Origin of the sequence: Bradyrhizobium sp. CCBAU 25338, assembly GCF_028128965.1 — a bacterium.
In the GTDB taxonomy this organism is placed as follows: domain Bacteria; phylum Pseudomonadota; class Alphaproteobacteria; order Rhizobiales; family Xanthobacteraceae; genus Bradyrhizobium; species Bradyrhizobium liaoningense.
This window is the reverse complement of the sequence record NZ_LFKY01000002.1, coordinates 743165-769389: the sequence shown is the minus strand read 5'-3', so window position 1 is coordinate 769389 and position 26225 is coordinate 743165. Positions and strand designations below refer to the sequence as shown.

The 26225-nt window shown below is 65.4% G+C and carries 18 protein-coding genes; 5 read left to right on the top strand and 13 right to left on the bottom strand.

Going from position 1 to position 26225, the window contains the following annotated elements; all coding sequences use genetic code 11:
* Positions 1 to 146: 146 nt before the first annotated feature.
* The 4 genes from ACM42_RS04980 to ACM42_RS04965 all read right to left on the bottom strand — a co-directional run bounded on the left by ACM42_RS04980 (position 147) and on the right by ACM42_RS04965 (position 8910).
* The gene (locus ACM42_RS04980) at positions 147 to 1127 is read right to left on the bottom strand and encodes an LLM class flavin-dependent oxidoreductase (RefSeq protein WP_271526871.1); all 981 of its coding nucleotides are present in this window, start codon (positions 1125 to 1127) and stop codon (positions 147 to 149) included.
* Positions 1124 to 1855: a 4'-phosphopantetheinyl transferase family protein gene (locus ACM42_RS04975; RefSeq protein WP_271526870.1), complete on the bottom strand. Its 732-nt coding sequence runs from the start codon at positions 1853 to 1855 to the stop codon at positions 1124 to 1126. The genes ACM42_RS04980 and ACM42_RS04975 overlap by 4 nt, the downstream gene beginning before the upstream one ends.
* A 302-nt stretch (positions 1856 to 2157) precedes the next feature.
* Complete coding sequence (locus ACM42_RS04970; protein WP_271526869.1) at positions 2158 to 2328, bottom strand: hypothetical protein; 171 nt, start codon at positions 2326 to 2328, stop codon at positions 2158 to 2160.
* A 138-nt stretch (positions 2329 to 2466) separates the two neighbouring features.
* Positions 2467 to 8910 (bottom strand): non-ribosomal peptide synthetase, encoded by a 6444-nt coding sequence (locus tag ACM42_RS04965; RefSeq protein WP_271526868.1) that lies wholly within the window; start codon positions 8908 to 8910, stop codon positions 2467 to 2469.
* A gap of 136 nt (positions 8911 to 9046) precedes the next feature.
* On the opposite strand from ACM42_RS04965, the gene ACM42_RS04960 reads away from it, so the two are divergent.
* The 3 genes from ACM42_RS04960 to ACM42_RS04950 all read left to right on the top strand — a co-directional run bounded on the left by ACM42_RS04960 (position 9047) and on the right by ACM42_RS04950 (position 14353).
* Positions 9047 to 12511, top strand: a complete 3465-nt coding sequence (locus tag ACM42_RS04960) for an ATP-binding protein (RefSeq protein WP_271526867.1) — start codon at positions 9047 to 9049, stop codon at positions 12509 to 12511.
* Position 12512: 1 nt separating this feature from the next.
* Entirely contained in the window at positions 12513 to 13307 is a 795-nt protein-coding gene (locus tag ACM42_RS04955; RefSeq protein WP_271526866.1) for a protein-L-isoaspartate O-methyltransferase family protein, read from the top strand.
* Between the two features lie 95 nt (positions 13308 to 13402).
* Entirely contained in the window at positions 13403 to 14353 is a 951-nt protein-coding gene (locus ACM42_RS04950; protein ID WP_271526865.1) for a DUF6492 family protein, read from the top strand.
* Positions 14354 to 14364: 11 nt separating this feature from the next.
* On the opposite strand, the gene ACM42_RS04945 is transcribed toward ACM42_RS04950, so the two are convergent.
* Together ACM42_RS04945 and ACM42_RS04940 are read right to left on the bottom strand one after the other, a co-directional pair.
* Positions 14365 to 15432 (bottom strand): endo-1,4-beta-xylanase, encoded by a 1068-nt coding sequence (locus tag ACM42_RS04945; RefSeq protein WP_271526864.1) that lies wholly within the window; start codon positions 15430 to 15432, stop codon positions 14365 to 14367.
* On the bottom strand, positions 15429 to 16517 hold the full coding sequence (locus ACM42_RS04940) for a glycosyltransferase family 1 protein (RefSeq protein ID WP_271526863.1): 1089 nt from the start codon (positions 16515 to 16517) through the stop codon (positions 15429 to 15431). Before ACM42_RS04940 ends, ACM42_RS04945 begins: the two co-directional genes overlap by 4 nt.
* 263 nt (positions 16518 to 16780) lie before the next feature.
* Here ACM42_RS04940 and ACM42_RS04935 point away from each other — a divergent pair, with 263 nt between their 5' ends.
* Both ACM42_RS04935 and ACM42_RS04930 read left to right on the top strand, forming a co-directional pair.
* Positions 16781 to 18217 (top strand): lipopolysaccharide biosynthesis protein, encoded by a 1437-nt coding sequence (locus tag ACM42_RS04935; RefSeq protein WP_271526862.1) that lies wholly within the window; start codon positions 16781 to 16783, stop codon positions 18215 to 18217.
* A gap of 266 nt (positions 18218 to 18483) precedes the next feature.
* Complete coding sequence (locus tag ACM42_RS04930) at positions 18484 to 20037, top strand: L,D-transpeptidase (protein ID WP_271526861.1); 1554 nt, start codon at positions 18484 to 18486, stop codon at positions 20035 to 20037.
* 31 nt (positions 20038 to 20068) lie between these two features.
* Here the strand turns inward: ACM42_RS04930 and ACM42_RS04925 are convergent, their stop codons facing one another.
* The 7 genes from ACM42_RS04925 to ACM42_RS04895 all read right to left on the bottom strand — a co-directional run bounded on the left by ACM42_RS04925 (position 20069) and on the right by ACM42_RS04895 (position 26224).
* Positions 20069 to 20890 (bottom strand): enoyl-CoA hydratase/isomerase family protein, encoded by an 822-nt coding sequence (locus ACM42_RS04925; protein WP_271526860.1) that lies wholly within the window; start codon positions 20888 to 20890, stop codon positions 20069 to 20071.
* A gap of 133 nt (positions 20891 to 21023) precedes the next feature.
* Positions 21024 to 21674 (bottom strand): isochorismatase family cysteine hydrolase, encoded by a 651-nt coding sequence (locus ACM42_RS04920; protein ID WP_271526859.1) that lies wholly within the window; start codon positions 21672 to 21674, stop codon positions 21024 to 21026.
* Between the two features lie 14 nt (positions 21675 to 21688).
* Entirely contained in the window at positions 21689 to 22216 is a 528-nt protein-coding gene (locus ACM42_RS04915) for a hypothetical protein (RefSeq protein ID WP_271526858.1), read from the bottom strand.
* Positions 22217 to 22577: 361 nt separating this feature from the next.
* Positions 22578 to 23390 (bottom strand): class I SAM-dependent methyltransferase, encoded by an 813-nt coding sequence (locus ACM42_RS04910; RefSeq protein WP_271526857.1) that lies wholly within the window; start codon positions 23388 to 23390, stop codon positions 22578 to 22580.
* Positions 23391 to 23529: 139 nt separating this feature from the next.
* A complete protein-coding gene (locus tag ACM42_RS04905) occupies positions 23530 to 24069 on the bottom strand; it encodes a VOC family protein (RefSeq protein WP_271526856.1) in 540 nt (179 codons plus the stop codon).
* A 43-nt stretch (positions 24070 to 24112) separates the two neighbouring features.
* Complete coding sequence (locus ACM42_RS04900) at positions 24113 to 25081, bottom strand: Bug family tripartite tricarboxylate transporter substrate binding protein (protein ID WP_271526855.1); 969 nt, start codon at positions 25079 to 25081, stop codon at positions 24113 to 24115.
* 249 nt (positions 25082 to 25330) lie between these two features.
* Entirely contained in the window at positions 25331 to 26224 is an 894-nt protein-coding gene (locus tag ACM42_RS04895; protein ID WP_271526854.1) for an MBL fold metallo-hydrolase, read from the bottom strand.
* Between the last annotated feature and the right edge of the window lies 1 nt (position 26225).

Below are 26225 nucleotides of genomic sequence, written 5' to 3'. Positions count from 1 at the left end.
GAAATCACGCCGCCGCCCTCAATGAAGGTCGTCATGCCCGGGCTCGTCCCGGGCATCCACGTTCTCTGGTCAATGCGGCGATGCGTGGATGGCCGGGACGAGCCCGGCCATGACGATGCGCAGGATTCGGGAGGTGGAGCGAGAGCTCAGAACATCCCGCTCGCCGCGAGCGCCTTGCAGACGTGCTGCATCTCGGACTCGTCGGCGACCATGTCCAGCATGATCGTGGTCAGGCCCTTCGCCGAAAACTGCTTCAGCTTCGCGCCGATCTCTTCGTAGCTGCCGACGAGATACGGGCAGTCGGCCTGGAAGGTCAGGAACGGCAGCAGCCAGTAGCCGTTGTCCTGAAGCTCGCCGCTTTGCCGCTCATAGAGCTGCCGCTTCCACACGGAGTCGCTGTTCTCCACCGTGAGCGCGAGCAGCTCGCGATCATCTTGATTGTCGCGGAAGCGCGCCTTTGCGGCCTGCCGAGCCTCGTCGCGCCGCTCGCGCGCGAAAATTCCAAAGTTCGCGCCTGCCGCGTCGAGCCCGCGGTCGAGGTCGGGCGGCAGCATCTGCATCTTGATGCAGCCGGTCTCCTTCGCGACGCGCTGGGCCGCCTCGGATTGGCCCGCGATCAAGAACTCCGGCATCAACTCCGCGGGCAGGCGCGGACGAAGTTGCAGATTGCTGGCGCGGTAGAACCGGCCCGCGAAATTGACAGGTCGCGGGCTTGCCAGCAACTGGCGCATCAGCGCGACGAATTCGCCGAGCCGAACGTAACGGTCGGCATGCGACTGGTCGTCGCCCAGTCCCTGCAAGTCGCTGATCGCCGTCCCCGTGATCATGTTGAGGTAGACCTTGCGGCCGTAGAGCTGCGCGAAGGACGAGACGAATTTCGCGACCGTGAACGGGTGCATGTAGACCGGATTGACGGCGATCAGGGGCGAGCTTCGCGTCGTCCCTGCCATGATATGCTGGGCCATCGCCCAGGGCTCGACGAACACGTCATTGCCTTCGAACAGCAGGATGCCTTCGAAGCCGTTGCGGTCGGCGAACCGGGCCACGCGCATCAACTCGCCGACATAGGCCTTGGGATCGCGGTTGCGTGAAATCGCTGGAAAGACGCGCAGCCGCGGCGGCATCATTCAGCCGCTTGCTGGAGCGGCCAGGCATGGCGGCTGATGGGAAGGCCGCCGTCCGCACGGGAGCCGTCGGCGATCGCGAGGCGATGCGAGGGCGATGGGGAGCACAGCGAGAAGCGCCAGCCGTCCGGATCGTCGGCGATGTCGGGCTTGAAGCTGATCTCGATGGCCTCGCCCGACACCTGCATCGCGAAGGCGTCGAGCGGCAAATTGAGCCCAAAGCCCTTGGCCTTCAGATAGGCCTCCTTGAGCGTCCAATAGTCGAAGAAGCGCTCGATGGCCGCGGGCTCGGGCAGGCCGCGCAGCGTTTCGACTTCCTCCGGCGCAAAGAAGCGGAGCGCGGTGGACAGCGGGGCGACGCGCCGCGACACGGCTTCGACGTCGACGCCGACGGCCTCATGCCGCGAGACCACGCAGGCAACGCATCCGTCGGCATGCGACAGGCTGAAATGCAGCGCGGCCGAGCTGACCGGCGCTGCGACAAACGGCCGCCCATAGCGGCCCGCGGCAAAGGACCAGTCGGAGGGCGCGACGTTGCGCGCGACCTGCGATAGCGCGAGGCGCAACATGGCGTGTGCGAAGATGTATTGCCGCCGGTGCCGCTCGAACATGAATCGATCGGCCCGGGCCCGCTCGTCGACCGAGAGCAGACGCCGGCACGCCTCGACCGCGCCCGGCGTGTCAATGGACTCGATCAGCCCGACAAAGAGTTCAATTCTGTCGTCCGCCATCAATTGGGCCCATGACGTCAGGCGAGGCCAAATCCCCGGTCCTGACGGAAGATTCAACTGAGCAAGAATCACCAAGAGGACCGTTCCTAACGGTCCACCCAGGCGAATTCTTGTCGATTTGCAGGCCGGTCTACAGGCGCAAGCTTGTGCGAGACCCCAACTCGACCAGCGAGCGGCCCATGGACCGAAAACTAAAGACCGAAAACTAAAGGCCGAAAGTCAAAGACTGAAATCCAAAGTCCGAAAACTGAAGCTCGAACGTTGAAGTCTGAAGATTGCTGCGGCGTCCCGGCCGGCGAACTTTACTTCTTTTTCTTCTTGGCCTTCTTCGACCCACCGAGCATCGAAAGGCTGGCGTCGACGTCCTTCAGCGCGGATTGCAGCTTCTTTTTCTCGTTGGTCAGCAGCTTCTGGAGGGCCTTGCGGTCCTTGTCGCTCAACGAGGTGCCCTTGGTAAATTTGATGAAACCCATAACACTCCCCCGGTTGAAAATAATCGTCCAAATCAAACCGCGGGAATAATCTTGCGCGGCGACGCCAAATAATCAAGACGCAACTTGATCATTCACAGCCTTGGCCGTGAATCCGTACTCGTTCGCGATGCAGCCCGCTCAGGCTGCCCTGCGGGCGGGCAACCGGCCGAGCGGTGTGTTGGGCTGGGCGACGGCCGCCGTCAGCAGCGCGACGAGATCCTCCATCCACTCGCCGACCATTCGGCCCTCGATCAACTCGCGCTTGTAGTTGCATGAGCCGGTGATGCCGGTCGGCCGCTCCTTGAGCATCAGCGACAGCCAGGTCTGGTCGATCGGCAGCACCGGCTGGCCTTCGCGCGCGATGTTGCCGATCGATCCTGTCGCGAGATCCGGGAGATCGAGCGGCTGGCGCAGTGGATTCTGCAGCGTGAAATAGACCTGGAGCAGCGAGGCCGGATCGATCCCCTCCTGCTCCAGATGGTCGGCCAGCATGCTGAACGGCAGCTCCTGCCGTCCATGCGCGTCGAGCACGCTCTGGCGCACCCGCACCAGGGCCTGCGCGAACGACAGCTCCGGCGTGATTGTCGTGCGGACGATCACCGTGTTCTCGAACGGGCCGATGATGCGGTCGGTGTCCGGCTGGGCACGATTGGCCATGGCGGTCGCGATCACGATGTCGGTGCGGCCCGTCCGCGCCAGCAGCATGCCCTTCAGGCCGGTGAGCAGGCACATGAACAGCGTGCAATTGTGCCGGCCGGCGAACGCCGTGAGTCGGCCGACCAGTTCATGCTCGAGGCTGACCGGATGGTGCCCGGTGGGTGCGCCCGGGCTCGATCCGCCGTCGAAGACGGGGCCCGCTCCGCGCAAACTCTCCGTCCAGTCTGACGCCTGGCGGCGGGCGGCGTCGGTATCGCACCACCAGCGCTGCCAGCGTGCGACAGCCGAAAAAGCCGGTGGCGGCTTCGGTAACGGCACCGACGGATATCCGGCCAGCGCCGCATACCGGCTCGACAATTCCTCGAACAGCACGCCGATTGACCAGCCATCGACAATGGCGTGATGCAGCGTCAGCAAGAGCACGTGGTCGTCGTCGTGGAGCCGCAACAGCCGGGCGCGCAGCAGCGGCGCACGCGTGGCGTCGATCGGGGTATAGGTCTCCTGCTCGATCAGGAGATTGATCTTCCTGAGTTCGAGCGCCTTGCGCCGCTTGTTGTTGTGGGGCTGACCGTCGCCGATCGTCTCGACGGTCATGACAGGGCCAAGGGCGCGAGGCGCGACGATGCGGCTTTCGGGCTCCTCGCCATTCCAGGCAAACGCGGTCCGCAGCGATTCGTGCCGGCGCACGACATCATCGATCGCCTTTGCCAGAGCGGCCGAATCGAGTGGGCCCTGCAGACGGAAGGCGAAGGGCAGGTTGAACAACGGCAGCTCCGGCAGATTCCGCTCGATCCGCAGCATCTGGTCCTGCGCGATGGAAAGCGCAGGAGGCCCGCTCGCAGCCAATCGCGGCACGCTTGCGGCTGGCTTGTGCGGCTTTGCCGCCACGGCCTCGTCGACTCGCCGAGCGAGCTCTTCGATCGTCGGTGCCTCGAAGATGGTCTTGATCGGCAGCGACACGCCGAGCGCGCGGGCAACGCGCGCCATCGCCTGGCCGGCCAGCAGCGAATGGCCACCGAGATCGAAGAAATTGTCGGTCACACCGATGCTCTCGACCTTCAGCAGGTCGATCCAGATGTCGGAGAGCACCTTTTCGGTGAAGCGCCGCGCCGGCACGGCCGCGTCCGGCCCGGACGTTTCCGGCTGGGTGGGCGCCAGCAGCGCGGAGCGGTCGATCTTGCCATGGGCGTTGAGCGGCACCTGATCCAGGAACAGGAAGGCGGACGGGATGGCGTGGGCCGACAGCCTGGCTTTCAGGAATTCGCGCAGCTCGCTGGCGCTGCTCCGGCTGCCGGGCTTCGCGACGATATGGGCGATCAGCCTGATATCGCCGCTCGCCTCGCGGCGCGGCTCGACGATGCCGGCGCGCACGCCCGGATGATCGGCAAGCGCGTTCTCGATCTCCTTGAGCTCGATACGATGGCCACGGATCTTGACCTGATGGTCGGCACGGCCGAGGCATTCGATCGTCCCGTCGGCGCGGCGCCGGGCAAGATCGCCAGTCCGGTAGAGCCGGCTGCCGTGCTGGCGCGAGAACGGATCGGGGATGAAGCGCTGCCGGCTTTGCGCGGGATCGTTGACATAGCCGCGGCCTACGCCGGCACCGCCGATGCAGAGCTCGCCGGTCACGCCGATCGGCTGCGGCTGGAGGTTTGCGTCGAGCACGTAGAGCTGGGTGTTCGGCAGCGGCACGCCGACCGGAACGTTGCCCGTCGCGATCGCCGGGGCCTTGGTCAGGCGATGCAGGGAGGCGTCATCGGAGCATTCCGACGCGCCATAGGCGTTGATCAACGGCACTCCTGGACAGCGGGCGAACCAGGCGCGGCAGAGCTCGACGGGCAATGGCTCTCCGGTCGAGATCAGGAGACGCAACCTGGAGAAGGCGCGCAGCACCGGCACTTCGTCCAAGCGATCGAGAATGACGCGCAGCAGCGAAGGCACGATCTCGAGCACCGTGATGCCCTCACGCTCGATCTCCCGCGCCAGCAGGATCGGGTCCCGCACGATCGCATTGCCGCAGACATGCACGCGCGCGCCGACCATCGGCCCGGCGAGGAACTGCCAGACCGAGATGACGAAGCTCTGCGGCGCGGTCTGCGCGATCACGTCCCTGGCGGAGAGGTCGAGCTCGGAGATGAGCGAAGCGAGGTGGTTCGACAGGCCGCGCTGCTCGATCATCACGCCCTTCGGCGCGCCGGAGGAGCCGGACGTATAGACGAGATAGGCGAGGCTGGAGGCGGCCCGCGGTGCGGCGCGTGCGGGCTTGGTCACTCCCGAGGCGATCGCGTCTTCGAGCGCGGCCACCTGCATGCGTTCGACCAGCGGCTCGAGCAGTGCCTCGACCATGGCGGACTGAGCCCGTCCGGTCAGCAACACGCGGGCACAGCTCGATCCGAGGATGGTCGTGAGCTGGGCCGTCGGCTGGTCGGGATCGAGATTGAGAAAGGCCGCGCCGACGCGCTGCACTGCGATCATCGCGGCGAGCAGGTCGGGCCCGCGCTCCGCGAGCAAGGCGACGACGCTCTCGGCGCCGACGCCCTCACGGGCCAGCCAGCGCGCGGCCGCCAGGCTGCGGTGCACCAGCTCGCGATAGCTCAGAGACGTACGGCCGTCCGACACCGCAACAGCGTTCGGCGTCTTCCTCGCCTGGCGCTCGAAGCGTTCGCTCAAATTGCCGCGCGTCGTGAAATTGGCCGGCACGCCACGGCCTTTCGCCAGCAACAGCCGGCGTTCGGCCTCGGTCAGGAGCGGCAGGCGCGAGATGCGCTGTTCCGGATTGGCGATGACGGCCTTGAGCAGCGTCCTGAACTGGGCGGCCATGCCTGCGATCGTCGCGGCGTCGAACAGATCGGTGGCGTATTCGAAGAACCCGCTGAAGCGGCCATCGGCCTCGACCAGTTCGAGCGTGATGTCGAAGCGCGCCACTTTCGGATCGATTTCCAGCCGCCGTGTCGACAGGCCGGGAATACGTGCCGCCTCGATCGAGGCGTTCTGGAGGATGAACATGATCCGGAACAGCGGGTTGCCGTCGCTGCGGCGCGCGATCTGGAGCGTGCGCAACACCTCCTCGATCGGGAGGTCCTGGTTGCGATAGGCGTCCAACGTGACCTGCCGCACCCGCCGCAACATCTCGCCGAAGCTCGGATCGCCGCTGAAATCGTTGCGCAGGATGAGGGTGTTGGCGAACAGCCCGATCAGGCGCTCGCTCTCGATCTGGTTGCGGTTGGCGATCAGCGAGCCGGTCGCGACATCCTCATGCGAGGTGTGGCGGAACAACAGGCACTGGAAGGCCGCCAGCAGCGTCATGAACGGTGTGACGCCCTGGCTCTGGCTCAGCGCGCGCAACTCGCCCGACAGCGTCCTGGAGAATTCGAGATAGTGGCGCGCGCCGTGACCGCTCCAGACCTCCGGCCTGGGCCTGTCGGTTCGCAGCGGCAGCGTGGTGACGCCGTTGAGCTGGGCTCTCCAATAATCGAGCTGCTCCTTCGCCGCCGGCGTCTGCGCCCAGCTCTGCTGCCAGAGCGCGAAGTCGCGATATTGGAACGCAGGCGGAGGCAGCGCGGCCGGGTGCGTCTTGCGCGCCGCGGCGTAGTGGACGGCGAGTTCCTCCCAGAACAGCCGCTGCGACCAACCGTCGGTGACGAGATGATGGACGTTGACCAATAGCGCATGGCTGTTCCCGTCGAACGACAGCAACGTGACCTTCAGCGGGGGCTCGTCAGCCAGGTCGAACGGATGTTGCGCGAGCTTAAGCGCCTCGCGCCGGACCACCGCGAGCCGCTTGCCCGCAGGGCAGGGCTTGAGCTTGATGCGCTCGAGTTGCGGCGGCGATGACAGCACAAGCTGCACCGGCTCGCCCTGACGTTCGATGAAGATTGTGCGCAGCGCCTCATGGCGTGTGCAGATCGTGGTGAGGCTCGCAGAAAGCGCGGCGACGTCGACCGGGCCGTCGAGGAGCGCAACTTCGACGACATTGTAATTGTAGCGGGTCGGATCGAGCCGCGAGAGGACGTACATGCGCTGCTGCTGGAACGACAGCGGTGCGTCTGCGTCCGCAGCGTGGTGCCAGGCCGGCAGCGCCGCCTCGCACCGGCTTGCCGCGGCTTCGATCCGCGCCGCGAGTGCCGCAACCGTGGTGCAATCGAAGATGTCCTCGAACGAGAACTCGACATTGAAGCGTTCGCGCAGGCGCGAGCGCATCTGCGTCACCGCGAGCGAGTCCGCGCCGAGCGCGAAGACGTCCTGGTCGGCGCCGACCTGCGGCAGCTCCAACAGACCAGCCCAGATTTCGGCGAGCTGGGTCTCCATCGCATTGCGCGGCAGCCGGGTCTCGTCGCTGCCGTCCACTGCTGCAACCAGTCCGGCCAGCGCACCGCGTTTGACCTTGCCGCTGGCGCCTTTCGGCAGTGCCGCGACGCTGCGGATCAGGCTCGGTACCTTGTAGGCTGCTAGCCGCTTTCGTGCGAACTGGCGCAACTGGTCGGAAGTGGCCTCGGCGTTCGGCCGCAGCACCACGACGGCGGCGACGTTCTCGCCGAGCTTCGGGTGCGGCACGGAAAACACGCCGGCCTCCAGCACCGCCGGGTGGCTGAGCAGAATTTCTTCCACCTCCAGCGGCGAAATTTTCTGACCACCGCGGTTGATGACGTCCTTGATGCGGCCGACTATGAAAAGATAGCCGTCGGCATCGAGATAGCCGAGGTCGCCGGTCCGGAACCAGCCATTGCGGAACGCAGCCTGCGTCGCCGCCTCGTCATTATAATAGCCGCGGCTCATGTTGGGACCGCGCAGCATGATCTCGCCGCGCGCGCCGCTCGCAAGCGTGCGGCCCGTCTCGTCCATGATCGCGATCTCGGGGCCGGCGGCTCGGCCGACCGATCCGACCTTGCGCAGCTCGAACGGATTGGCCGCGATCTGCGAGGCCGCTTCCGTCATCCCGTAGGTCTCTAGCACGGGAACGCCGAACGTCGCCTCCAGCCCTCGAAGAATCGCAGGCGCGAGCGAGGCCGAGGCCGAGCGGATCACGCGCAGCGACGACGACCGGGCGCGGTCCGGGTTCGCCTCCGCCGCCGTCAGCAATGCGCGATGAATGGTCGGCACCGCCGTGTACCAGGTCGGTTGCAGCTCCCGCATCCAGCCGAAGAAGGATGATGCGTCGAAGCCGTCGGTGCAGATCACGCTGGAGCCCGCGGCCAGCGCCGTGAGAAGGCCGGAGATCAGGCCATGGGCATGAAACAGCGGGAGGACGTTGAGCAGGCGATCGCGCGACGTGAGCGATAGCACATGGCCGGCATTGTAAGCGGACAGGCAGACATTGCGATGCGTCAGCGGCACCATCTTCGGCCGCGCCGCCGTGCCTGACGTCAACAGGATGAACGCGTCGTCGTCCCCGCGCGAGGGGCCGCTCGTGCTCGCCGGCCCGACCGACGGGCCGATGAACGCGCAACCGCCGAGATCGTCTTTCGGCCCCGGCACGAAATCGATCACCGCGATATCGAGCGCCCTGGCGACGTCGCGGCTCGCCGAGTTCATGTCGGCCCGGGTCACGAGCGCCGCCAACTTCAATTCGCTGAAATAGCGTTGCAGCTCGTCGGCCGTCAGATCCGGACTGACGGGGATGCATACGGCTGCCGACGCGACCGCGATCAATGCCAACGCGCTGTCGGCGCCGCGCGGCAGTGCAACTGCAATGCGGTCCGCAGGCGCGATGCCGAGCCCGCGCAGCGTGCGGATCAGATCCTGCGTCCGGTCGCCCAAGGCGCGGTAGTTGAGAACCGGCCGGTCAGGAGCGAGGAGTGCGGGCGCCGCCGGTGTCCTGCGCGCGTAGAATTCGAGAAGGCCGCTGATATGCGCGAATATCTTCGTTTCGGCCGTGGCACCGGCTGATCCTTCGTCTGCTCCGGGTGCAATGTCCGACAACGCCATTCCCTTTTGATCCGATTGAGCTATTCTTCCAAGAAGTTGGGGAACGCGTCCAGTCTGAGGTGAAGTTTGAGCCCCAAAATCTGTGGTTGAGGGGCCCCAGAGCCCTTCGACGGAGTGATGGTCGGGCAGAATCACCATGCTGGAGAATGAGCCGGGCACGGGGACGGAAGGCGAGCTGAAGCGCTGGCTCGAAGGTATCGGCCTCGGTCACTACACCGATCTCTTCGCGCAGCACCGTCTCGATCTCGATGTGATCGGGGACCTGACCGAATCCGATCTGGTCGGGCTCGGATTGCCGCTCGGCGATCGCAAGCGGCTCCAGCGGGCGATGGCGGCGCTGTTTCAAGCGGAAACGGCGGAGGCGCCAACCGAGGCGGTGCGTCCGCAAGCACGGGCGGAGGTCGGAGCCGAACGGCGCCAGCTCACCACGATGTTCTGCGACATGGTGGATTCCACCTCGCTTTCCGCGCAGTTCGATCCCGAAGACGTCCGCGACATGATTGCGGGCTTCCGCGAAACCTGCGTCCGCGTGGTCAAGCATTACGAGGGCTTTGCCGCCCGTTTCGTCGGCGACGGTATCCTGGTCTATTTCGGCTATCCGACCGCACATGAGGACGATGCTGAGCGCGCGGTGCGCGCTGGGCTCGAGATCGTGCGGGTGCTGTCGACGGCGCGCGCGGTCGAGCAGCGCGGTGCGCTCAGCCATTCACCCGCCGTCCGCATCGGGATCGCGACCGGCCTCGTCGTGGTCGGCGACCTCGTCGGGCAGGGCACCGAAGAACGCGACTCCGCGGTCGGCGAAACCGTCAATCTCGCTGCGCGCCTGCAGGCCCTGGCGCCGCCCAATGGCGTGGTGATCTCGGCTTCGACGCAGTCGCTGCTGAAGGGGAAGTTCGACTACCGCAATCTCGGCGTCCATGTCCTGAAGGGGATCTCCGAGAAGGCACAGGCCTGGCACGTGGTGCGCGCCTCGCGGGTGGAGACCCGCTTCGCCGCCGCCAGGGGCTCGCGGTTGACGCCGCTCGTCAACCGCGAGGAGGAGATCGCGCTGTTGATGGGGCGCTGGCAGCAGGCCAAGGACGGCGACGGTCAGGTCGTGGTCAAGTTCGGCGAGCCCGGCATCGGCAAGTCGCGCATCATCCAGGAAATCTTCGAGCGGATATCGGGCGACCGCCATGGACAAGTCTCGCTCCAATGCTCGCCTTACTACACCTCCACGGCGTTCCATCCGTTCGTCGACCAGCTCAAATTCTCCCTCGGCCTCGATCGCGAGGAGTCGTCCGCGCTGTCGCTAGCGAGCCTCGAGACCGCGATCGCCGCCGCTCATGGCGACATCGAGCAGGTCACGCCGCTGTTTGCTGCGCTGCTGTCGATACCGACCGGAGACCGCTATCCGCCGCTCGAACTGTCGCCGCGGCAGCAGAAGGATGCGACCGTCGTGGCGCTGGTCAACCATTTCCTCGGCCTTGCGCGCGAGATGCCGCTGGTGATCGCGTTCGAGGACTTGCACTGGATCGACCCGACGTCCCGCGAGGTGATCGACCTTCTGGTCGACCGGCTGCAGAACCGGCCGATCCTGGTCATCATCACCGCGCGCACCGAATTCCAGCCGAGCTGGAACGCGCATTCGCACATCACCACCGTGGTCCTGAACCGCCTGAGCCGGCAATTGCGCACGACGCTGGTCGAGCGCGTGGCGGGACGCGAGCTGCCCAAGGAGGTCGTCGAGGAGATCATCGTCAAGACCGACGGCGTGCCGCTGTTTTTGGAAGAGCTGACCAAGACGGTTCTCGAATCCGACCTCTTGACCGAGCGGCACGGGCGCTATGTGCTGTCCGGGCCGTGGCGGCAGCTCGCAATCCCGGCAACCCTGACCGACTCGCTGATGGCGCGGCTCGACCGGATGGGACCGTTCAAGCGGATCGCGCAGATCGGCGCCACGATAGGTCGCGAGTTCTCCTACGAGACGCTGCATGCCGTCGCCAACACGCCGGCCGAGCAGATCGTGGCGGCACTCAATCATCTGGAGGAGGCAGGGCTGATCATGCGCCGCGGCCATCCACCGGACGCGCTCTACTCCTTCAAGCACGTGATGATCCAGAACGCCGCGCATGCGAGCCTGTTGCACAGCGAGCGGCGCAAGCTGCATTCCCGGATCGTCCAGGTGCTTTCCGAAATGTATCCGGAGAAGTCCGAGCGCGAGCCGGAGCTGCTCGCCCATCACCTGACCGAATCCGGCCAGAGCGAGGGCGCCGCCAGCTTTTGGCTCAAGGCCGGCAAGCAGGCGGCGAGGAGCGGCGCCAATCTGGAGGCGATCGGCCATCTGCGCCGCGGCCTCAGCGTCGTGCACGCCAGCGCGGGCATACCGGGGGCCGACGAGATGGAGCTCGAGCTGCGCATCGCACTGGGCAATTCGCTGATTGCCGCCAAGGGCTATGCGGTGCAGGAAGTCGAGGAAAACTACATCCGCGCCCTGGAGCTCGGCCATCAGCTTGATGACGACGAAAAGGTCTTCGCGGCCACTCGCGGACTCTGGGTGTGCCATTTCATCCGCGCCGATCTCACCCGCGCGCACGATCTCAGCGTCGAGCTGTTGAGATTCGCCAAGCGGCAGCGGCTGAGCGAGCGTTCGCAGCCGGCGCAGCAGACCGGGTATCTGATCGAGGCGCACCGTTCGATCGCGATGACCATGCTCTATCGCGGCCGCTTTGCCGCCTCGCAGCATCATCTGCACCGCTGCATCAATCTCTACAGCCCCGATTTGCACTCCGACCTGATGGAACGGCACGGCACCGATCCCGGCGTCGTCTCGCTGTCCTATCTCGGCTATCTCCTCTGGTTCCTCGGCCGGCCCGACGCGGCGCGCCAGCACAGCGAGCAGGCGATCGCCAATGCCGAGAAGATCCGTCATCCCTTCACGCTCGCCTTTGCGCTCGTGTTCGGCGCCTATCTCTGCCAGCATCTGCGCGACGTCGAGGGTACGCGCGACCACGCCAACCGCGCCATGATCATCGCCAGCGAGCACAATTTCCTGCACTGGAAGCAGCAGGCGACGATCCTGCGCGGTTGGGCGCTGACGCAGCTCGGCGAGACCGACGAAGGCCTCAGCCAGATGCGCTTCGGCCTCGACGAGTACGAGGCGATGGATTCCTGGCTCGCCGGCTGCTGGTTCCGCTGCCTGCTCGCGGAAGCCTACGCCAAGGTCGGGATGCGGGATGCCGCCTTGCGCGCGCTGGACGGCGCGCTCGCAACCGCGCGGCGGACCGGTGATCATTCCTACCTCGCCGAGGTCTATCGCCTTCAAGGCGAGATCATCCTGTCGGATGGCGATCCCGCCTCGGTGCAGGAGGCCGAGGACCTGTTCGCCCAGTCGCTGGCGACCGCGCGCAAGCAGGGTGCGCTGTCCTGGGAGCTTCGCACCGCCGTCAGCCTCGCGCGCCTGTCGCTCGAAGCCGGCAGGCGCGAGGACGCAAGTCTCCTGCTCGCGCCGGTCGTGGGCAAGTTCAGCGAAGGTTTTAACACGCCGGACCTGAAGCAGGCGATGCAGCTCGTGACCGAGCTCGTGACCGACACGCCCGCGCGCGAACAGGCCGATCTGTGACATGCGCGAACTTGCCGCCGCGCGTGCGCGCTACGTGGAGCGGATTGCCAGGCGCGAGCGGATTTCCTCGCCCCGCCTGCTCGAGGCGCTCGCCACCGTTCCGCGCGAGGATTTTCTGTCGAAGGGGCCCTGGCGCATCAAGAGCGAGGCGGCGCGCAGCTACCGGCTGACGCCCGATGCGGATCCCGTTCATCTCTACGACAATGTGCTGGTCGCGATCGACGCCCGCCGCAAGCTCGACACCGGCTTGCCGAGCCTGTGGGCGCATCTCATCGACATTCTCGACGTCAGGGAGAGGGACCGCGTCGTGCAGATCGGCTGCGGACTTGGCTATTTCTCCGCGGTGCTGTCGAAGATGGTCGGTCCAAAGGGCAGCGTACGCGCGGTCGAATGCGACGAGCGGCTCGCGGCCCGGGCGGCGAACCACCTGCACGGATATCGCAACGTCAAGGTCGTCAACGGCGACGGATGCAAGGACGTCGGCGAACCCGCCGACGTGATCATCGTGCATGCCGGCTTCCCGCAGCCGCACCCGCTCTGGCTCCAGTCGCTCCGTCCGCGCGGCCGTCTTCTGGTGCCGCTGACGCAGCAGGATCGCGAAGGCGCCGCCCTCAGGATCACGCGCAAGGGCAGGGGGTTTGAAGCTGAGGCGATCCAGCAGATCCGGATCTTCCCCGGCCAGGGCCGCGGCACGACCGCCCTCGACGACCGCGTCGCCGACTGGTGGCAGCGAGCATCAGCCTTGGCACCGCTGCGCTTTCGCGGCCTCGCGCAGGGGCTGCCGGCGGATGGCTAATACTTCGTTTCATTTTACCTTGATTGCGATCGCAAGTTTCCAACGCCTCCCATTGCCGCTATGAGTGCGGCCTGACTGCCATTCGAGCGCGCGCCATGCATTCCGTTGCCCTGCTGACTGCCAGCTACGCCAAGGATATCGAGCGCTTTTCGCTGCTCAGCGAGAGCATCGACACCTGGCTCTCGGGATATACGCGGCATTATGTTCTCGTTAACGATGAGGACGTTCCGCTGTTCGCGCGGTTCGCCTCCGACAAGAGGGTCATCGTTCCGGCCTCGCGCTACCTGCCGAAATGGCTGTTCGCGGTGCCGCCGGCCCTCCAGTTCCTCAGCAGCCGGCGTGTCTGGCTCTCGCTGCTGTCGTCACCCGTGCATGGCTGGCACATCCAGCAGATCCTGAAGATCGCCGGGGTCCTCAATGCGCCCGAGCAGCGCGTCTGCATCCTGGATTCGGACAATCTGTTCTTCCGCGAATTCGACGTCGGCCTATATGCCGGCGGCGAGATGACGCCGCTCTTCGTCACCCGCAGGGCGATCGGCGCGGACCACCCGGTGCATGGCGTGTGGCTCCGCACCATCGATCAGCTTCTGGGTATCAAGGAGCGCTCGTTCCCGGCGGACGATTATGTCGGCAATGCGCTGGTCTGGGACAAGGACTCCGCGCGCGCGATGACGGACGCCATCAAGTCGGCGACGGGCCTCAGCTGGGCGCTGGCATTGTGCCGGAAGAAGAAGTTCTCCGAATACCTGCTGTATGGCAATTTCGTCGCCAATTCGCCTGAGCATCTGGCGGCCCATCGGGTCACGGAAGACAGTATCGCGGTCTCCCACTGGGACGACACGCCGCTCGACCGCCCGGCGATCGAGGCGATGATGCGTACGGCCTCGCCCGAGCAGGTCGCGCTCTGCATTCAGTCCTATTCGTCGACCTCGATCGACGACATCCGCGACGTGTTCCGCCTCTCTTCGCGCGACCGTCGCAGTCCGAGCCTTGCTCCCGATCACATCGGAGATGCGCCCGCGTTCGAAACGCCGAAGACACGCTGAGGACCAGCGCCTCAGGCGTCCTTCGTAAACTTGCTGATGACGTCCATGAACGGCTTCGGCTTGAAGTCGCCGTCGAGCGGCAGCGGGCGGTTCGGCTGCTTGTCCTTGCGGGCGAAGGTGCCGTTGATCCAGCTGTAGCGGTCCGAGATGCCCCAGGTCAGGATCGAGCGCACCGGGCCGCTGGCCGAGATCGCGGTGAGAAGATCGTCGACGCGCTTGGCGACGATGGCGTCGCGTTCGGCCGGATTGCCGCTCAGCTTCTGGTCGTCGACGTCGAGCTCGGTGACCAGCACCTCGAGTCCCCAGGAACGCAGCTCGGCCACGAACTCGGCGAGCCCGTGCGTGTCGATCTCGAGCTCGGCGTGCAGATGCGATTGTAGCCCCACGGCATGCAGCGGAACGCCCTGGTCGAGCAGCTCCATGATGAGGTTTCGATAGGCTGCCCGCTTGGCGATGAACGAGTCTTTTGCCGACTCGATGTCGTATTCGTTGATCGCGAGCTTGACGAAGGGATCCGCCGCAGCTGCCGTGCGGAACGCCAATGGAATCCAGCTTTGACCCAGATGCTGCGTCCAGAACGTGTCACGCCGATCCTTCGGACTGCGGGGATTGTCCGGGATCGGCTCATTGACGACATCCCACGACGTCAGCTTGTCCTTGTAGTAGGAGACGACGGTGCCGATGTGGTCGCGATACGCGCGCTCGACGCCCTTGGCGTTCTTGATCTGCTTGGTCCAGTCCGGAATGTCGTGATACCAGGCGAGTGCGTGGCCGCGCATCGTCAGGTCGTTCGCCTGCGCGAAATCCAGGATCGCGTCGGCGCGTTCGAAGGCGAACGTATGCGCGTCCGGCCGCAGCATCGGCCATTTCAGCTCGAGCACCGGCACCACCTGGGTGCAATAGGTGCTGATGGCCTCGCCGAGCCTGGGATCGGCTTGCAGGTCCCAGAGTGTCGCCGCAGCGCCAAAGCCAGGACGGCGCTGGGCGCGTTTCGATGCCGGCGCTGCGGACGCAGATGCGGTCGCCGCGAGGGCCGCGGCGCTGCCGAGGAGAAATTCGCGTCTGTCGAGCCCGGTCACGCGTGACGCTGCATCGCGGCTTCCGCGATCTCGTAGTAGTGAAGCGCGCCCTTCTCGAGCGTCAGGTGGTCCAGCACATAGGCGCGCGGCGCGAAATCCCCCGCGCCGACGTGCGACCAGAAGTCGTCCCAGCCTGCGGTGAATCCGCTCGCATCGGTGAAGGTCATGCCACAGCGCCCGTCGAAATAGGGCACCGAGGACACGTCGCCTTCGAACCTCACCTTGTCCGGGAAATATTTCGGATCCTGCCACGGTCCGCCGCGGTCCCAGGCAAAGACTGGAACGCCGCTCGACAGCGCCTGCTGGCAGGCGATGCCCTGGCTCTCGTGCTCGCAGAGGAAGACCATGCTGCGGCAACGCGCCAGCGCGGCCTTGTAATCGTCTTCCTTGTAGTGCCCGTAGCGGATCACTTCGACGGTACGGCCGCTTGCCTCGAGATGCCTGCGGATCGGCTCGATCAGCTCTCGCTCGTACCGTCCTTGGTCCCAGCGGACCTTGTCGTAGAGCAACACGTCGACATTCTTCTGATCCGCCGGCGCGGGTGTCCAAAGATCGGTCTCGATGCCGACGGGCCAGGCGCCGACGTGGGGCCAGTGCGGACGGAACATGTCGGCATACCAGGCGCACGGCACCAGCACGCGCCTCACATCGAGGTCCTTCAGGCTCTCCGGCGCATCGATCGGGTGGTCATACATGGCGACGCCGAGCAGGAGCGGGTTCTTCCACTTGAACCAGTCGAGCACGAACGGCCGGCCGATGATGCAGGCCAGTTCCTCGGGGTGCTTCCGGATGTAGCGATAGTCGTTGACGCGGTAGCGGATGCCGAGCCGATCGAGGCCTGCGCAGAGATTGAGCAGGACGCGCCGCTGGCCGCTGATGAAGGACTTGCCCAGCAGCAAACGTCGCAGCAGTGGCCGGAGATGGCGGTCGCCGGGAAACCAGCGGTCGTCCCGTTCTTCGAAAAAGAGGTTGAGGACCATCCTGTCGCGGCCTCCTGCGCCGAAATCCGAAGGAACCGCAGGCACGTTGGTGCCGCGACGCGGCAGCGAGGCCGGTTTCACCCGGGTTGGTTCGGCAACGTCCATGTCGGTCACATCAGCGCATCGGAGGAGTCGAGCGACGTTTCGCCATCATTGCTTCTTTTCTGTGATCGCGCCGGCCGCTTCAAGGACAGGGCAAATTTAACGCTAACGCGCGATAACCGCTTGCTCGCCCCATTCGCGGTCCGATTTGCAGGCTTGTGCGGCTATCCTTGCCGATGCCAGCGGCGCAATCCGATTGTCACACCAAAGTCCAACTGCCTTAACGTCTCGTTAATCCTGATGGCCGCCAACGGTCCCTTGCTCGCATGCTGAACCGCCATTTCTCGATCTATCTGGTCGCCTACATCTTGCCCGCGGCGGTGGGCTTCTTCGCCGTCACCGCCTATACGCGGCTCCTGAGCCCGGCGGAGTACGGCGTCTATGTCGTCGGCATCAGCCTTGCGGGCATTCTGGGCGCGATCTTCTTCGCCTGGATCAAGCTGTCGGTGTCCCGCTATCAGGCGATGTCGGCGGAGGTCGATTTTCGCGCCACGGCGATGGTCGCCTTCGCTCTCACGGCCGCCGTGCTCTGCGCCACCACTCCGCTGGTCTTCCTGTTCCGCAGCGACGTCAGTGTCGAGCTGCTGCTCGCCAGCATGTTCGTCGCGATCATGGCCAACGCGGTCGATGTCGGCCAGGAGTTCGAGCGCGCCAAATTGCGCCCCTACCGGTTCGCGGCGATCTCGATCGTGCGCAGCGTCTCCAGCGTCGGCTTCGGTCTGCTCGGCATCTGGCTCGGCTGGGGTGGATTGGGGCTGCTCGCCGCATTTGGTCTGGGGTCGCTCACGGGCATCATTCTGAACCTCGTCGGCGACCGCACCAGGATCGCGCGCTTCCAGCGCAGCCAGTTCATGCAGCTGGCGCGCTACGGCCTGCCGCTGACGCTGGCAGGATTGTCCGTCGCCGTCTATTCGGCCTGCGACCGGCTCATTGTCGCCTATTTGCTCGGCAGGGACGCTGCCGGCATCTTCGGCGTTGCCGCCGATCTGCCGCGCCAGTTCATGGTCATGATCGCATCCAGCGTTGCTGCGGCGACCGTGCCGCTGGTGTTCCGGTCATTGTCCGAGAACAACGGCGAGACGACGCGGGAGCGGCTGACCGAAAGCCTCGAGCTCCTGCTGGTCGTCGTTGCACCCGTTGCCGTCTGGCTCGCGCTCGCCGCGGACCAGGTCGGCGGCACGCTCGTCGGCATCGACTTCCGCGCCGGCGTCTCGGCGCTGCTGCCGACGCTGGTGCTCGCCCGCTTCTTCGGTATCGCCAATCAGTTCTACGTGCAGATCAGCTTCCAGCTCGCCGAGCGGCCCTTCATGCTGGCGGCGCAGTCCTTCCTCACGCTGGTGGTCAGCGTGGTCCTGATGTTCGCGCTGATCCCCGGCTACGGCCTCTACGGCGCGGCGCTGGCGACGCTGGCGACCGAGGCGATCGGCTTCCTCGTCGCCGTCGTCCTGATGCATCGGGCCCACCCGGTCCCGTTCGAGTTCAACCGCCTCGCCGGCGTTGCCGTCTCCGCGGCCGTGATGGCGGCCGCGATCCTGCTCGCGCGATCGCAAGCGGGCGGCACCGGCCTCGTGTCGCTCGCCATCGTCAGCCTCGCCGGCGGCCTCGCTTATGCGGCTGCGGCCTGGTTGCTGAATGTTGCGAACGTGCGAACGTTGTCGCTGCGTTTCCTGCGAACGTTGAACCGCAAGGCTCTCGGCGTCTAGCGAGCGTGCCGCCCGGCGTCGGCCCGCAAGGCTGCCCCAAAGGCTTGCCCGGACATTCTGCCGCAGTGATCGACGCCAGCTTCGGGCCAGTCCCGGCCGAAGGCCGCCTTCCGCCTGCGCAAACCGTCGTATATGAGTGATTTATCGCCGGAACGTGCCGAATCTCGCCACAGACGGAACGTAAGGCGGCTGCGATTTCTTAATCCAATGATTCCAATCTGACGCGTGATCGACACAGGCGGACTGGCAATTCGACCGAGGATGGCATGAAGAACCGACTGACGATGGCGCGTTCCACCGTGGCGATGCGGCGTTGGGGGCCTCCCGGAATCGTGGTGTTGGCGGCAGTGGTCGCATTGACGGCGACCCCGGCAACGGCGGCCAAGCAGCCGCGCCAGGCGGCCGAGGCCGTGGCGCCGCGTGTGGCCGGCGAGCCGATCATGGCGATCGTGTCGATCAAGAGCCAGCAGGTCACTTTCTACGATGCCGACGGCTGGATCATGCGCGCGCCGGTGTCGACCGGCACCACGGGGCGCGAGACGCCGGCCGGCGTGTTCGCCATCGTCGAGAAGGACAAGGACCACCGCTCGACCATGTATGACGATGCGTGGATGCCGAACATGCTGCGCATCACCTGGAACGGTATCGCGCTGCATGGCGGTCCGCTGCCCGGCTATGCCGCCTCGCATGGCTGCGTGCGCATGCCGTTCGGCTTTGCCGAGAATCTGTTCGACAAGACGAATATCGGGATGCGCGTGATCATCTCACCGCACGACGCGGTCCCGACTGACTTCTCTCACCCCTCGCTGTTCGTGCCGAGGCCGGACGCCATCGCGGCAGCGCCTGGCCGGGCCGACAAGCTCTCCGCCGAGGCCGAGGAGGCCACGAGAGCCGCCGATGCGGCCAAGAAGGCTGCTTCCGCCGCCGCGAAGGAAGCTGCCTCGCTTCCTGCCGCGCTGCGCAAGCTGGAACAGCAGAAGGCCCGCGCAGATGCCGAGCTCGCCTTCGCCGACAAGACGCTCGCGAACGCCAGGAACGATCAGGCCCGCGCCAAGGCCGAGGAGCTGAACCAAAAGGCGGCGGCCAAGGCTGCCGACGCGGCGACGCAGCTCGACGCCGCCAGGGCCGCCGCGCAGCAGAAGCGCGATGCGGTGGCCGCCACGAAGGAAGCCGCGAAGGCGGCCGCGACCCGGAAAGCCGACGCCGTGAAGGCGGCGACCGACGCGAAGCTCGCAGGCGAGCCGGTCTCGGTCTACATCAGCCGCGCGACGCAGAAGCTCTACGTGCGGCGGAACACGCACAAGCCGGCGCCCGACGGCGGCGGCGAGGTGTTCGACACCAGCATCGAGGTTCCCATCACGATCCGCAATCCCGACCAGCCGCTCGGCACGCATATCTTCACGGCGATGGCGAAGACCGATACCGGCCTGCGCTGGAGCGTGGTCACGATCGAGAACGGCGACGAGGCGAGAAACGCGCTCGACCGCATCACCATTCCGCAGGACGTGTGGGATCGCATCGGACCGACCGCGTTGCCGCGCTCGTCGATCATCATCTCGGATGAGCCGCTGAGCAGCGAGACCAATTACCGCACCGAGTTCGTCGCGGTGCTGGGCAATGAGCCGCAGGGCGGTTTCATCACGCGCAAGCCGACCGCACCTGCCATGATCGCGAGCGACGACGGCTGGGACAACGGCGGTAACGGCTTCGGCTTCTTCTTCCAGCAGCGCGATCCCTACGTGCAGCCGGCCAATCCGCGCCGGCGCAGCCAGTATCAGTATTATCAGCCGGCGCAGCCGATGCAGCGCGGCTTCTGGTAGGGAAGCGCCGCGCGCATTGTCGCTGCGGACATCATCCGAGGTCGGCCACAGCCTGGCCCAGCCGCAGCTCAATGTCGGAACGGAGCTGGAGGCCGCGTTCGACCAGAGCCGCCGCGCGCGCGCGGGTGGCTGGGTGGGAGGCCGAGCTGAAGAAAGCCGACAGCGCCGCCGGAAAGACGCCGTCTGCCGGCAGCGTGACGTCGTTCATCAGGGCCTTGGCACCGACCAGCGCATGCTTTTCGAACGAGGCGAGACGACGGGCAAGCGCATCGACGAATGCCTCGATCTCGCTGTCCGGCAGGGCTCTATTGACGTAGCCGTAGCGCTCAGCCAGGTCGGCTGAAAAGTCGTCGGCGCCCAAGATCACCTCCAGCCCGCGCCCGCGCCCCATCAAGCCGGCCAGCCGCGCCATCGGATTTCCACCGGGTACCGAGCCGAGCCCGACCTCGAACTGCCCCAGGATTGCGCGCTCGCGACTGGCGAAGCGCATATCGCAGGCGAGGACGAATTCGCTTCCCGCGCCGCGTGCGCGGCCACGGATCTCGGCAATGGAGGCGACCGGTGCCCGCGACAGCCGCACGAGCACGTCGATCCACGGGTGCATTCCGGTCGGACCGGGCGGCATCGCCGCGACCTTGGTCTTGTCGGCAAGCACGTCCCAATGCGCGAGAAAGAAATCAGGGTCGGCACTCCGGAATACCACAACCTTCACATGCGCGTCGGTTTCGAGCGCTGCAAGCAGATCCTGCAGTTCGCCAATCGTGTCCGGATCGATCAGGTTGATGGGCGGATTGTTGAACGTGGCGGTCCAGAATGCTGGCAGCGGCTTCTCGATGGTGATCTGTCGGGTCATTGTGGTCTCCATAGATGTTGCGAGGATGTTCGGGCCTACTCGGGCTTGTTGCCCTCGCCGGCGCGCGAGCATCCCTGCCGGGATACCGGCCGATCCGGTCCGATCAGCCGTCCCGATCTTTCGTTGCTCCAGCTCATTCGGCAGCGATGATTGCCACCCGGCTTGATGACAGCGCCGCGACGATCTCGTCCGTGGTCACGATGGCATTGGCGTAGTTCGGCATGTTGATCTCGAGCGCTGCGTGCATCATCTCTTCGGAGTAGTCGGCAACCGCATCCTTGACGACGGTGACGTCGTAGCCGAGCTCGGCGGCAAAGCGGACGGTCGCTTCGATGCAGGTGTGCGCGATCAATCCGATGACGATCAGTCGCTGGACGCCATGCCGCTTCAGCTGGAGATCCAGATCGGTATTGGCGAAACCGCTGGAGCACCAATGCTCGCTGGCGACGATCTCGCCGGGCGCCGGCACGAACTCGGCGCGGAATTCGCCGCCCCAGGTGCCGAATTCGAAGCTCCTGTTCTTCCACGCTCTCCGCTGGATCGGCGCAATGTACTTCCAGGATGCATAATCGCCTTCGCGGTAGCGGTGATGCATGGCGTAGAAGACGCGAAGCTTCGCGTCGCGCGCGGCCTGCAGAACCTGCTGCATGTGCGGAACGCAATTGTTCGATTCGGCGACGGCCTTGATCCGCGGCCAGATCTTGCCGCCTTCCGAAATGAAGTCGTTATAGGGATCGACCACCAGGAGCGCCGTGTCGGTCTTGTCGTAGGACAGGTCTGTCATGAGACTCTCCGTCGTCAGGCGTTCGCCAGGGCCGCGCGCTCGATGCTGGCGGCGAACAGAGGCGTCTCGCCCTGATTGTGCGCGATCGAGGCGGGCTGGCGTTGGGCGCGGAACAGGTCGAAGGGGATGCCCTGCTTGCCGATGAACGCCATGAACTCGTCCGTCGCGTACGACCTGACGCGGTTGGTGAACTCGCACTTGCCGGGTTCGATCTCCTTCACGCTCAGCTCCCAGGTCACGTGAATGGTGGTGCGTCCATTGGGCGTGAACACGTCGGAGGTGGAATCGAGGATCAGATGGTCCTTCTCGCCGAGCGTCTCGACATAGTGCTGCACCATGAGGCTGCCGCCGATGATCTCGACATTGATGGACATCCGCTTGCCGTCCGGGGCCGTCGTGAAGCCCGCGGCGATGTGCGCAGGCGAGCAGCCCTGATACTCGCGTTCCGGCAGGTTGAAGCACCATTCGGGTATGTCGATCCGGTCGATCGGTGCGTTGATGATGGCGGTGAAACTTGAATCGACGATCTGGTTATTGGTCATCTCCGGAACTCCTCATCGGGTTGCAGGCTCGAGGCTTCACGGCCCTGTGTCTCGACGCTGCGCTGTGTGCTCGCAGGGTCGGCTGGCCGCTCGTCCTGCAACCAAATTGGCGCGGGCCGCCGGAAATTGCTCGTTATGGGTTGTTATAGGTCGTTAGCTTCTGCGGAGCCGTGGAAATCGCGCGGAAAACGCGCAGGCAGTCGCCCGCCGGCGATAGGACGGCCCGGTGTTAGGCACTGCGAGATTTTGTTATGGCGGCGATCGCCGGGAGGTCGCAGGTTTGCGCCCCCGGGCCGGGTGGATGCTCACGCCGTTGGTCTCGAAGGCGAGCCGAGCGCGCAGTGGATTGCGGCTTCGGCAATTACGCGCGCGCCTCGATCACGATAGCCTGGATCTTGCCCTCAACCGGGCCGGAGCCATGGCGCGTCCGGATCGCCTCGGCAACGACATCAGTCGCAGCCTGAAGCTTGCTGGCATCCTTTGCCTCGATCTCGCTGCGCAGCGGCGTGCCCTGACAGAGCGCGGTGGCGACATATTCGGCCGACGGCGCGCGGCTGATCTCAGACCGGGTTTCGATCGATATGTCACGGAAGCCAGCTCGTTCGAGGTCGCCTCTGATGACGGTCTTGTCGTAATAGCCGTGCGGCGTCCGGATCATGAAACGGGGCGGATCGTCGGGAAACAGCTTTTCGAGCGCGACCATCGCTTCCTGCGTGAGCACATTGTCCTCGATGCGATCCCATACGTTGAAGACGAACGTGCCGTCCGCCTTCAGGACTCGCTTCACCTCTCCGTAAGCCTTGATCCGGTCCGGAAAGAACATCGCGCCGAACTGGCAGCAGACCACGTCGAACTCGGCATCGTCGAAGGGCAGGGCCATTCCGTCCGCCTGGCGCCAGGTGATGCGATCATCACCCGCCTGGCGCTGCGCGGCAACAGCCAGCATCGGCTCGTTCAGATCGGTCGCAACGTAGCGGATGCCGCCCGGCAGCGCCGCCGCCACGGCGCGTGTCACCGCGCCCGTGCCTGCCGCGATCTCCAGCAGCACGGAGGGCGAGAGCGCAGCGACGCGTCTTGCGATGTCCTCGGCGTAAACGGCGAAGATCATCGGGACGAGATATTCGTCGTAGAGTCTTGGGATCGAGCCGGCGAAAACCTTGTCAGTGTCGGACATGATTGCCTCCCTGAAGGTTCGGACACGAGCCTCAGATTAGCATGGTTTGGCCTCTGCCGCGCCAGCAGCGCCTTTGATCAGCCGGTTCTTGCGTCGTCTTGCGCGCTTCGAACGACATCGGCCAAGCCGGTGATCGGTCCTACGATCGGCCGCCGCCGACCTCGCGGATCGGTCGCGTGCCGTCCCAACTCATCGCGGCCTGCCGGACCTTCTCGAAGAACGGTCCCTTGGTGCCGCTGATGTCGGAGATCTCGATCACGGTGCCCGGATGGGCCTGCGTGTCGAAATAGGCAAAGCGCCCCTTGTCGCCGCCGATCTGGCCCTCATGGCCGACCCTGTAGCCGAGTCCGAGCGCCCTGTCGTAGAGCGCCTGATAGTCGTGGCTCCAGTACGACATGTGCTGCAGCCCTTCGTGCCCGGCGTCCAAAAATTCCTTGTACAGCGAAGGCGCGTCGTTGCGCTGCTGGATCAACTCGATCTGGAGATCGCCGGAATTGGCGAGGGCAATGCTCATCTCGACCGCGGAATCCTGGCCGCGATGGCGGAACCAGTCGGTCTTCACGCGATCCATGTAGTACCAGGGGCCGACGCCCATCACCTCGATCCAGTGCGTCATCGCGGCGCGGATGTCCCGCACCACATACCCGTTCTGGCGCACCGCGCCGAAGATGCGGCTCATGCCCGCGCTCCCATTCTTTCCTTGTTCACGACAGCCCTGCTATTCACTTGACCTCGATCCCGGCGTCCTTGGCAACCTGCTTCCAGGCTGCGATGTCGCGAGCATTGATATCACGCTGTTCCTCGCCGGAGACGAATTGCGGGGTGATGCCGAGCCCGAGCAGCTTTTCCTTCACGACGGCATCGCCGAGCGCCTCCTTGAGCGCCGCCGACAATTTCTGCGCGGTCGGCGGAGCGAGTCCCGCCGGCGCATACATCGCCCAGGACAGGCTGCGGTCGAATGGCACGCCCTGTTCCTTGTAGCTGGCGATATCCGGCAGGCTCGGCGAACGTTCGCCGCAGGCGGCGAGCGCCTTGATCGAGCCGTCCTTCACCAGCGGCGTCGCCGTCGCGACGTCGAGCGTCGCAAGGGAGATGTGGCCGCCGAGCAGATCGCCGGCAAGCTTCGCTATGCCGTTGAACGGCACGTGATCCATCTTGATGCCGGTCTGCTGCATCAGGATCTCCGCGCAGAATTGCCCGGTCGAGCCGACGCCCCAACTGCCGTACTGGATCGGCTCGCCTTTCTTGGCCAGCGCGACCAGGCCCTTGATGTCATTGGCGGCAAAATTCTTGGTCGCGACCAGCATGATCGAGGAGGTGCCGACGCGGCCGATGGTCGTGAAATCCTTGATCGGATCGTAGGGCAGATTTGGATAGATCGCGGGGGCAAGCACATGCGTGGTCATGCCGCCGACGGTGATGGTGTAGCCGTCATTCGGAGATGTCGCGACCATCTGCGTGCCAAGCGTGCCGGCCGCGCCGGTGTGGTTCTCGATATAAATGGTCTGCCCGAGCGTCTTGCTCATCCTGTCCGCAAGCAGCCGGCCGACCACGTCGCCGCCGCCGCCGGCCGCATAGGGCAGCAGCATCTTGATCTTCCGGGTGGGGTAGGCGGCAGGGTCCTCGGCGCATGCCGGCAATCCCGCCGACAGCAATGCGAGCAATGAGAGCGTGACCGTGCGCAGCATCATGTGGCATCTCCTGAAGAAGAATAGGTTTTGGTTGAATCGATGCGGGCCACGAGCTCGGATCACCTCTCCCATAGGGAGAGGTCGGGTCGCATCGAAAGATGCGATCCGGGTGAGGGGTTACGGTCTCGCTTCGCATTGCGGCCCCTCACCCGGATTGCTCAGGCGCGCAATCGCGCGCCCAAGCAATCCGACCTCTCCCCGCGGGGAGAGGTGACCTCCGGGGCCGCCGATCGAACTCAGCTTCATAGTCTAGTCCTCGAAACGAAATCGATAGGTCTCGCCGTGCCGGATCACGCGCCCCGCGGTCGGGGCGGGGAAATGGCCGGTGAGCAGGTAGCTCGGCGTATCAGCTAGCTCCTCCAGCAACGCCATTCGCGTTGCGAGTGCCGCAGCTGGATCGACGTCGGCGGCATTCGACAGCCAAGGCGCGGCGCACTGGATCGGATGATGGATGACGTCGCCGGACATCACCGCGTGATCGTGGCCGCCATTGAGGTGGATCTGCATGTTGCCGGCGGTGTGGCCGGGCGCCGGCGCGAAGCGCAGGGCCGCGTCGCGATCGCTAAACAGGCGGTGGTCGGTCTCGACCAATTCGGCAAGGCCGGCCGCGACTACCGGCAGCACGGAATCTTCGAACGAACCATGGTTCACCGGGGTGTTCGGCGCAGCATTGTGCGCGGCCTCGAAATGGCGGTACTCGGCCCGCCCCATCAGATAGCGCGCGTTGGGGAAGGTCGGCACCCAGCGCCCGTCCACGAGGCGCGTGTTCCAGCCAACGTGATCGACGTGCAGGTGCGTGCACATCACAAAATCGACCTGCTCGGGGGCAACGCCCAGCGCCTGCAAGTTTCTGAGATAGGGCTGATTCAGGTTGTTCCACGCCGGCACGCGCGGTCGATGCTTGTGATTGCCGCAGCAGGTGTCGACGATCGCGGTCCGGCGCGGCGTGCGCACCAGGTAGGAATGGTGGCTGAGAATGAAGCGGCCGGTCTCCGGCTCGATATAGCGGTGGTCGAGCCAGCCCCGGTTCTCCGCGATCACCGCGTCGGTGACGTTGGCGAACAGCCAGCTTTTGTCGAAGGCAAGCGCGGGGATCTCGCTGACGAGATCGACCCGCATGCTGCCGATCCTGACCTGTCGCATG

Bases quoted from the DNA above. Each gene is read 5' to 3' on its own strand.
- ACM42_RS04900 (WP_271526855.1), bottom strand. From the start codon at position 25,081: ATGATGCTGCGCACGGTCACGCTCTCATTGCTCGCATTGCTGTCGGCG.
- ACM42_RS04960 (WP_271526867.1), top strand. From the start codon at position 9,047: ATGCTGGAGAATGAGCCGGGCACGGGGACGGAAGGCGAGCTGAAGCGC.
- ACM42_RS04940 (WP_271526863.1), bottom strand. From the start codon at position 16,517: ATGGACGTTGCCGAACCAACCCGGGTGAAACCGGCCTCGCTGCCGCGT.
- ACM42_RS04975 (WP_271526870.1), bottom strand. From the start codon at position 1,855: ATGGCGGACGACAGAATTGAACTCTTTGTCGGGCTGATCGAGTCCATT.
- ACM42_RS04955 (WP_271526866.1), top strand. From the start codon at position 12,513: ATGCGCGAACTTGCCGCCGCGCGTGCGCGCTACGTGGAGCGGATTGCC.
- ACM42_RS04935 (WP_271526862.1), top strand. From the start codon at position 16,781: ATGCTGAACCGCCATTTCTCGATCTATCTGGTCGCCTACATCTTGCCC.
- ACM42_RS04950 (WP_271526865.1), top strand. From the start codon at position 13,403: ATGCATTCCGTTGCCCTGCTGACTGCCAGCTACGCCAAGGATATCGAG.
- ACM42_RS04965 (WP_271526868.1), bottom strand. From the start codon at position 8,910: ATGGCGTTGTCGGACATTGCACCCGGAGCAGACGAAGGATCAGCCGGT.
- ACM42_RS04925 (WP_271526860.1), bottom strand. From the start codon at position 20,890: ATGACCCGACAGATCACCATCGAGAAGCCGCTGCCAGCATTCTGGACC.
- ACM42_RS04980 (WP_271526871.1), bottom strand. From the start codon at position 1,127: ATGATGCCGCCGCGGCTGCGCGTCTTTCCAGCGATTTCACGCAACCGC.
- ACM42_RS04920 (WP_271526859.1), bottom strand. From the start codon at position 21,674: ATGACAGACCTGTCCTACGACAAGACCGACACGGCGCTCCTGGTGGTC.
- ACM42_RS04910 (WP_271526857.1), bottom strand. From the start codon at position 23,390: ATGTCCGACACTGACAAGGTTTTCGCCGGCTCGATCCCAAGACTCTAC.
- ACM42_RS04970 (WP_271526869.1), bottom strand. From the start codon at position 2,328: ATGGGTTTCATCAAATTTACCAAGGGCACCTCGTTGAGCGACAAGGAC.
- ACM42_RS04915 (WP_271526858.1), bottom strand. From the start codon at position 22,216: ATGACCAATAACCAGATCGTCGATTCAAGTTTCACCGCCATCATCAAC.
- ACM42_RS04895 (WP_271526854.1), bottom strand. From the start codon at position 26,224: ATGCGACAGGTCAGGATCGGCAGCATGCGGGTCGATCTCGTCAGCGAG.
- ACM42_RS04905 (WP_271526856.1), bottom strand. From the start codon at position 24,069: ATGAGCCGCATCTTCGGCGCGGTGCGCCAGAACGGGTATGTGGTGCGG.
- ACM42_RS04930 (WP_271526861.1), top strand. From the start codon at position 18,484: ATGAAGAACCGACTGACGATGGCGCGTTCCACCGTGGCGATGCGGCGT.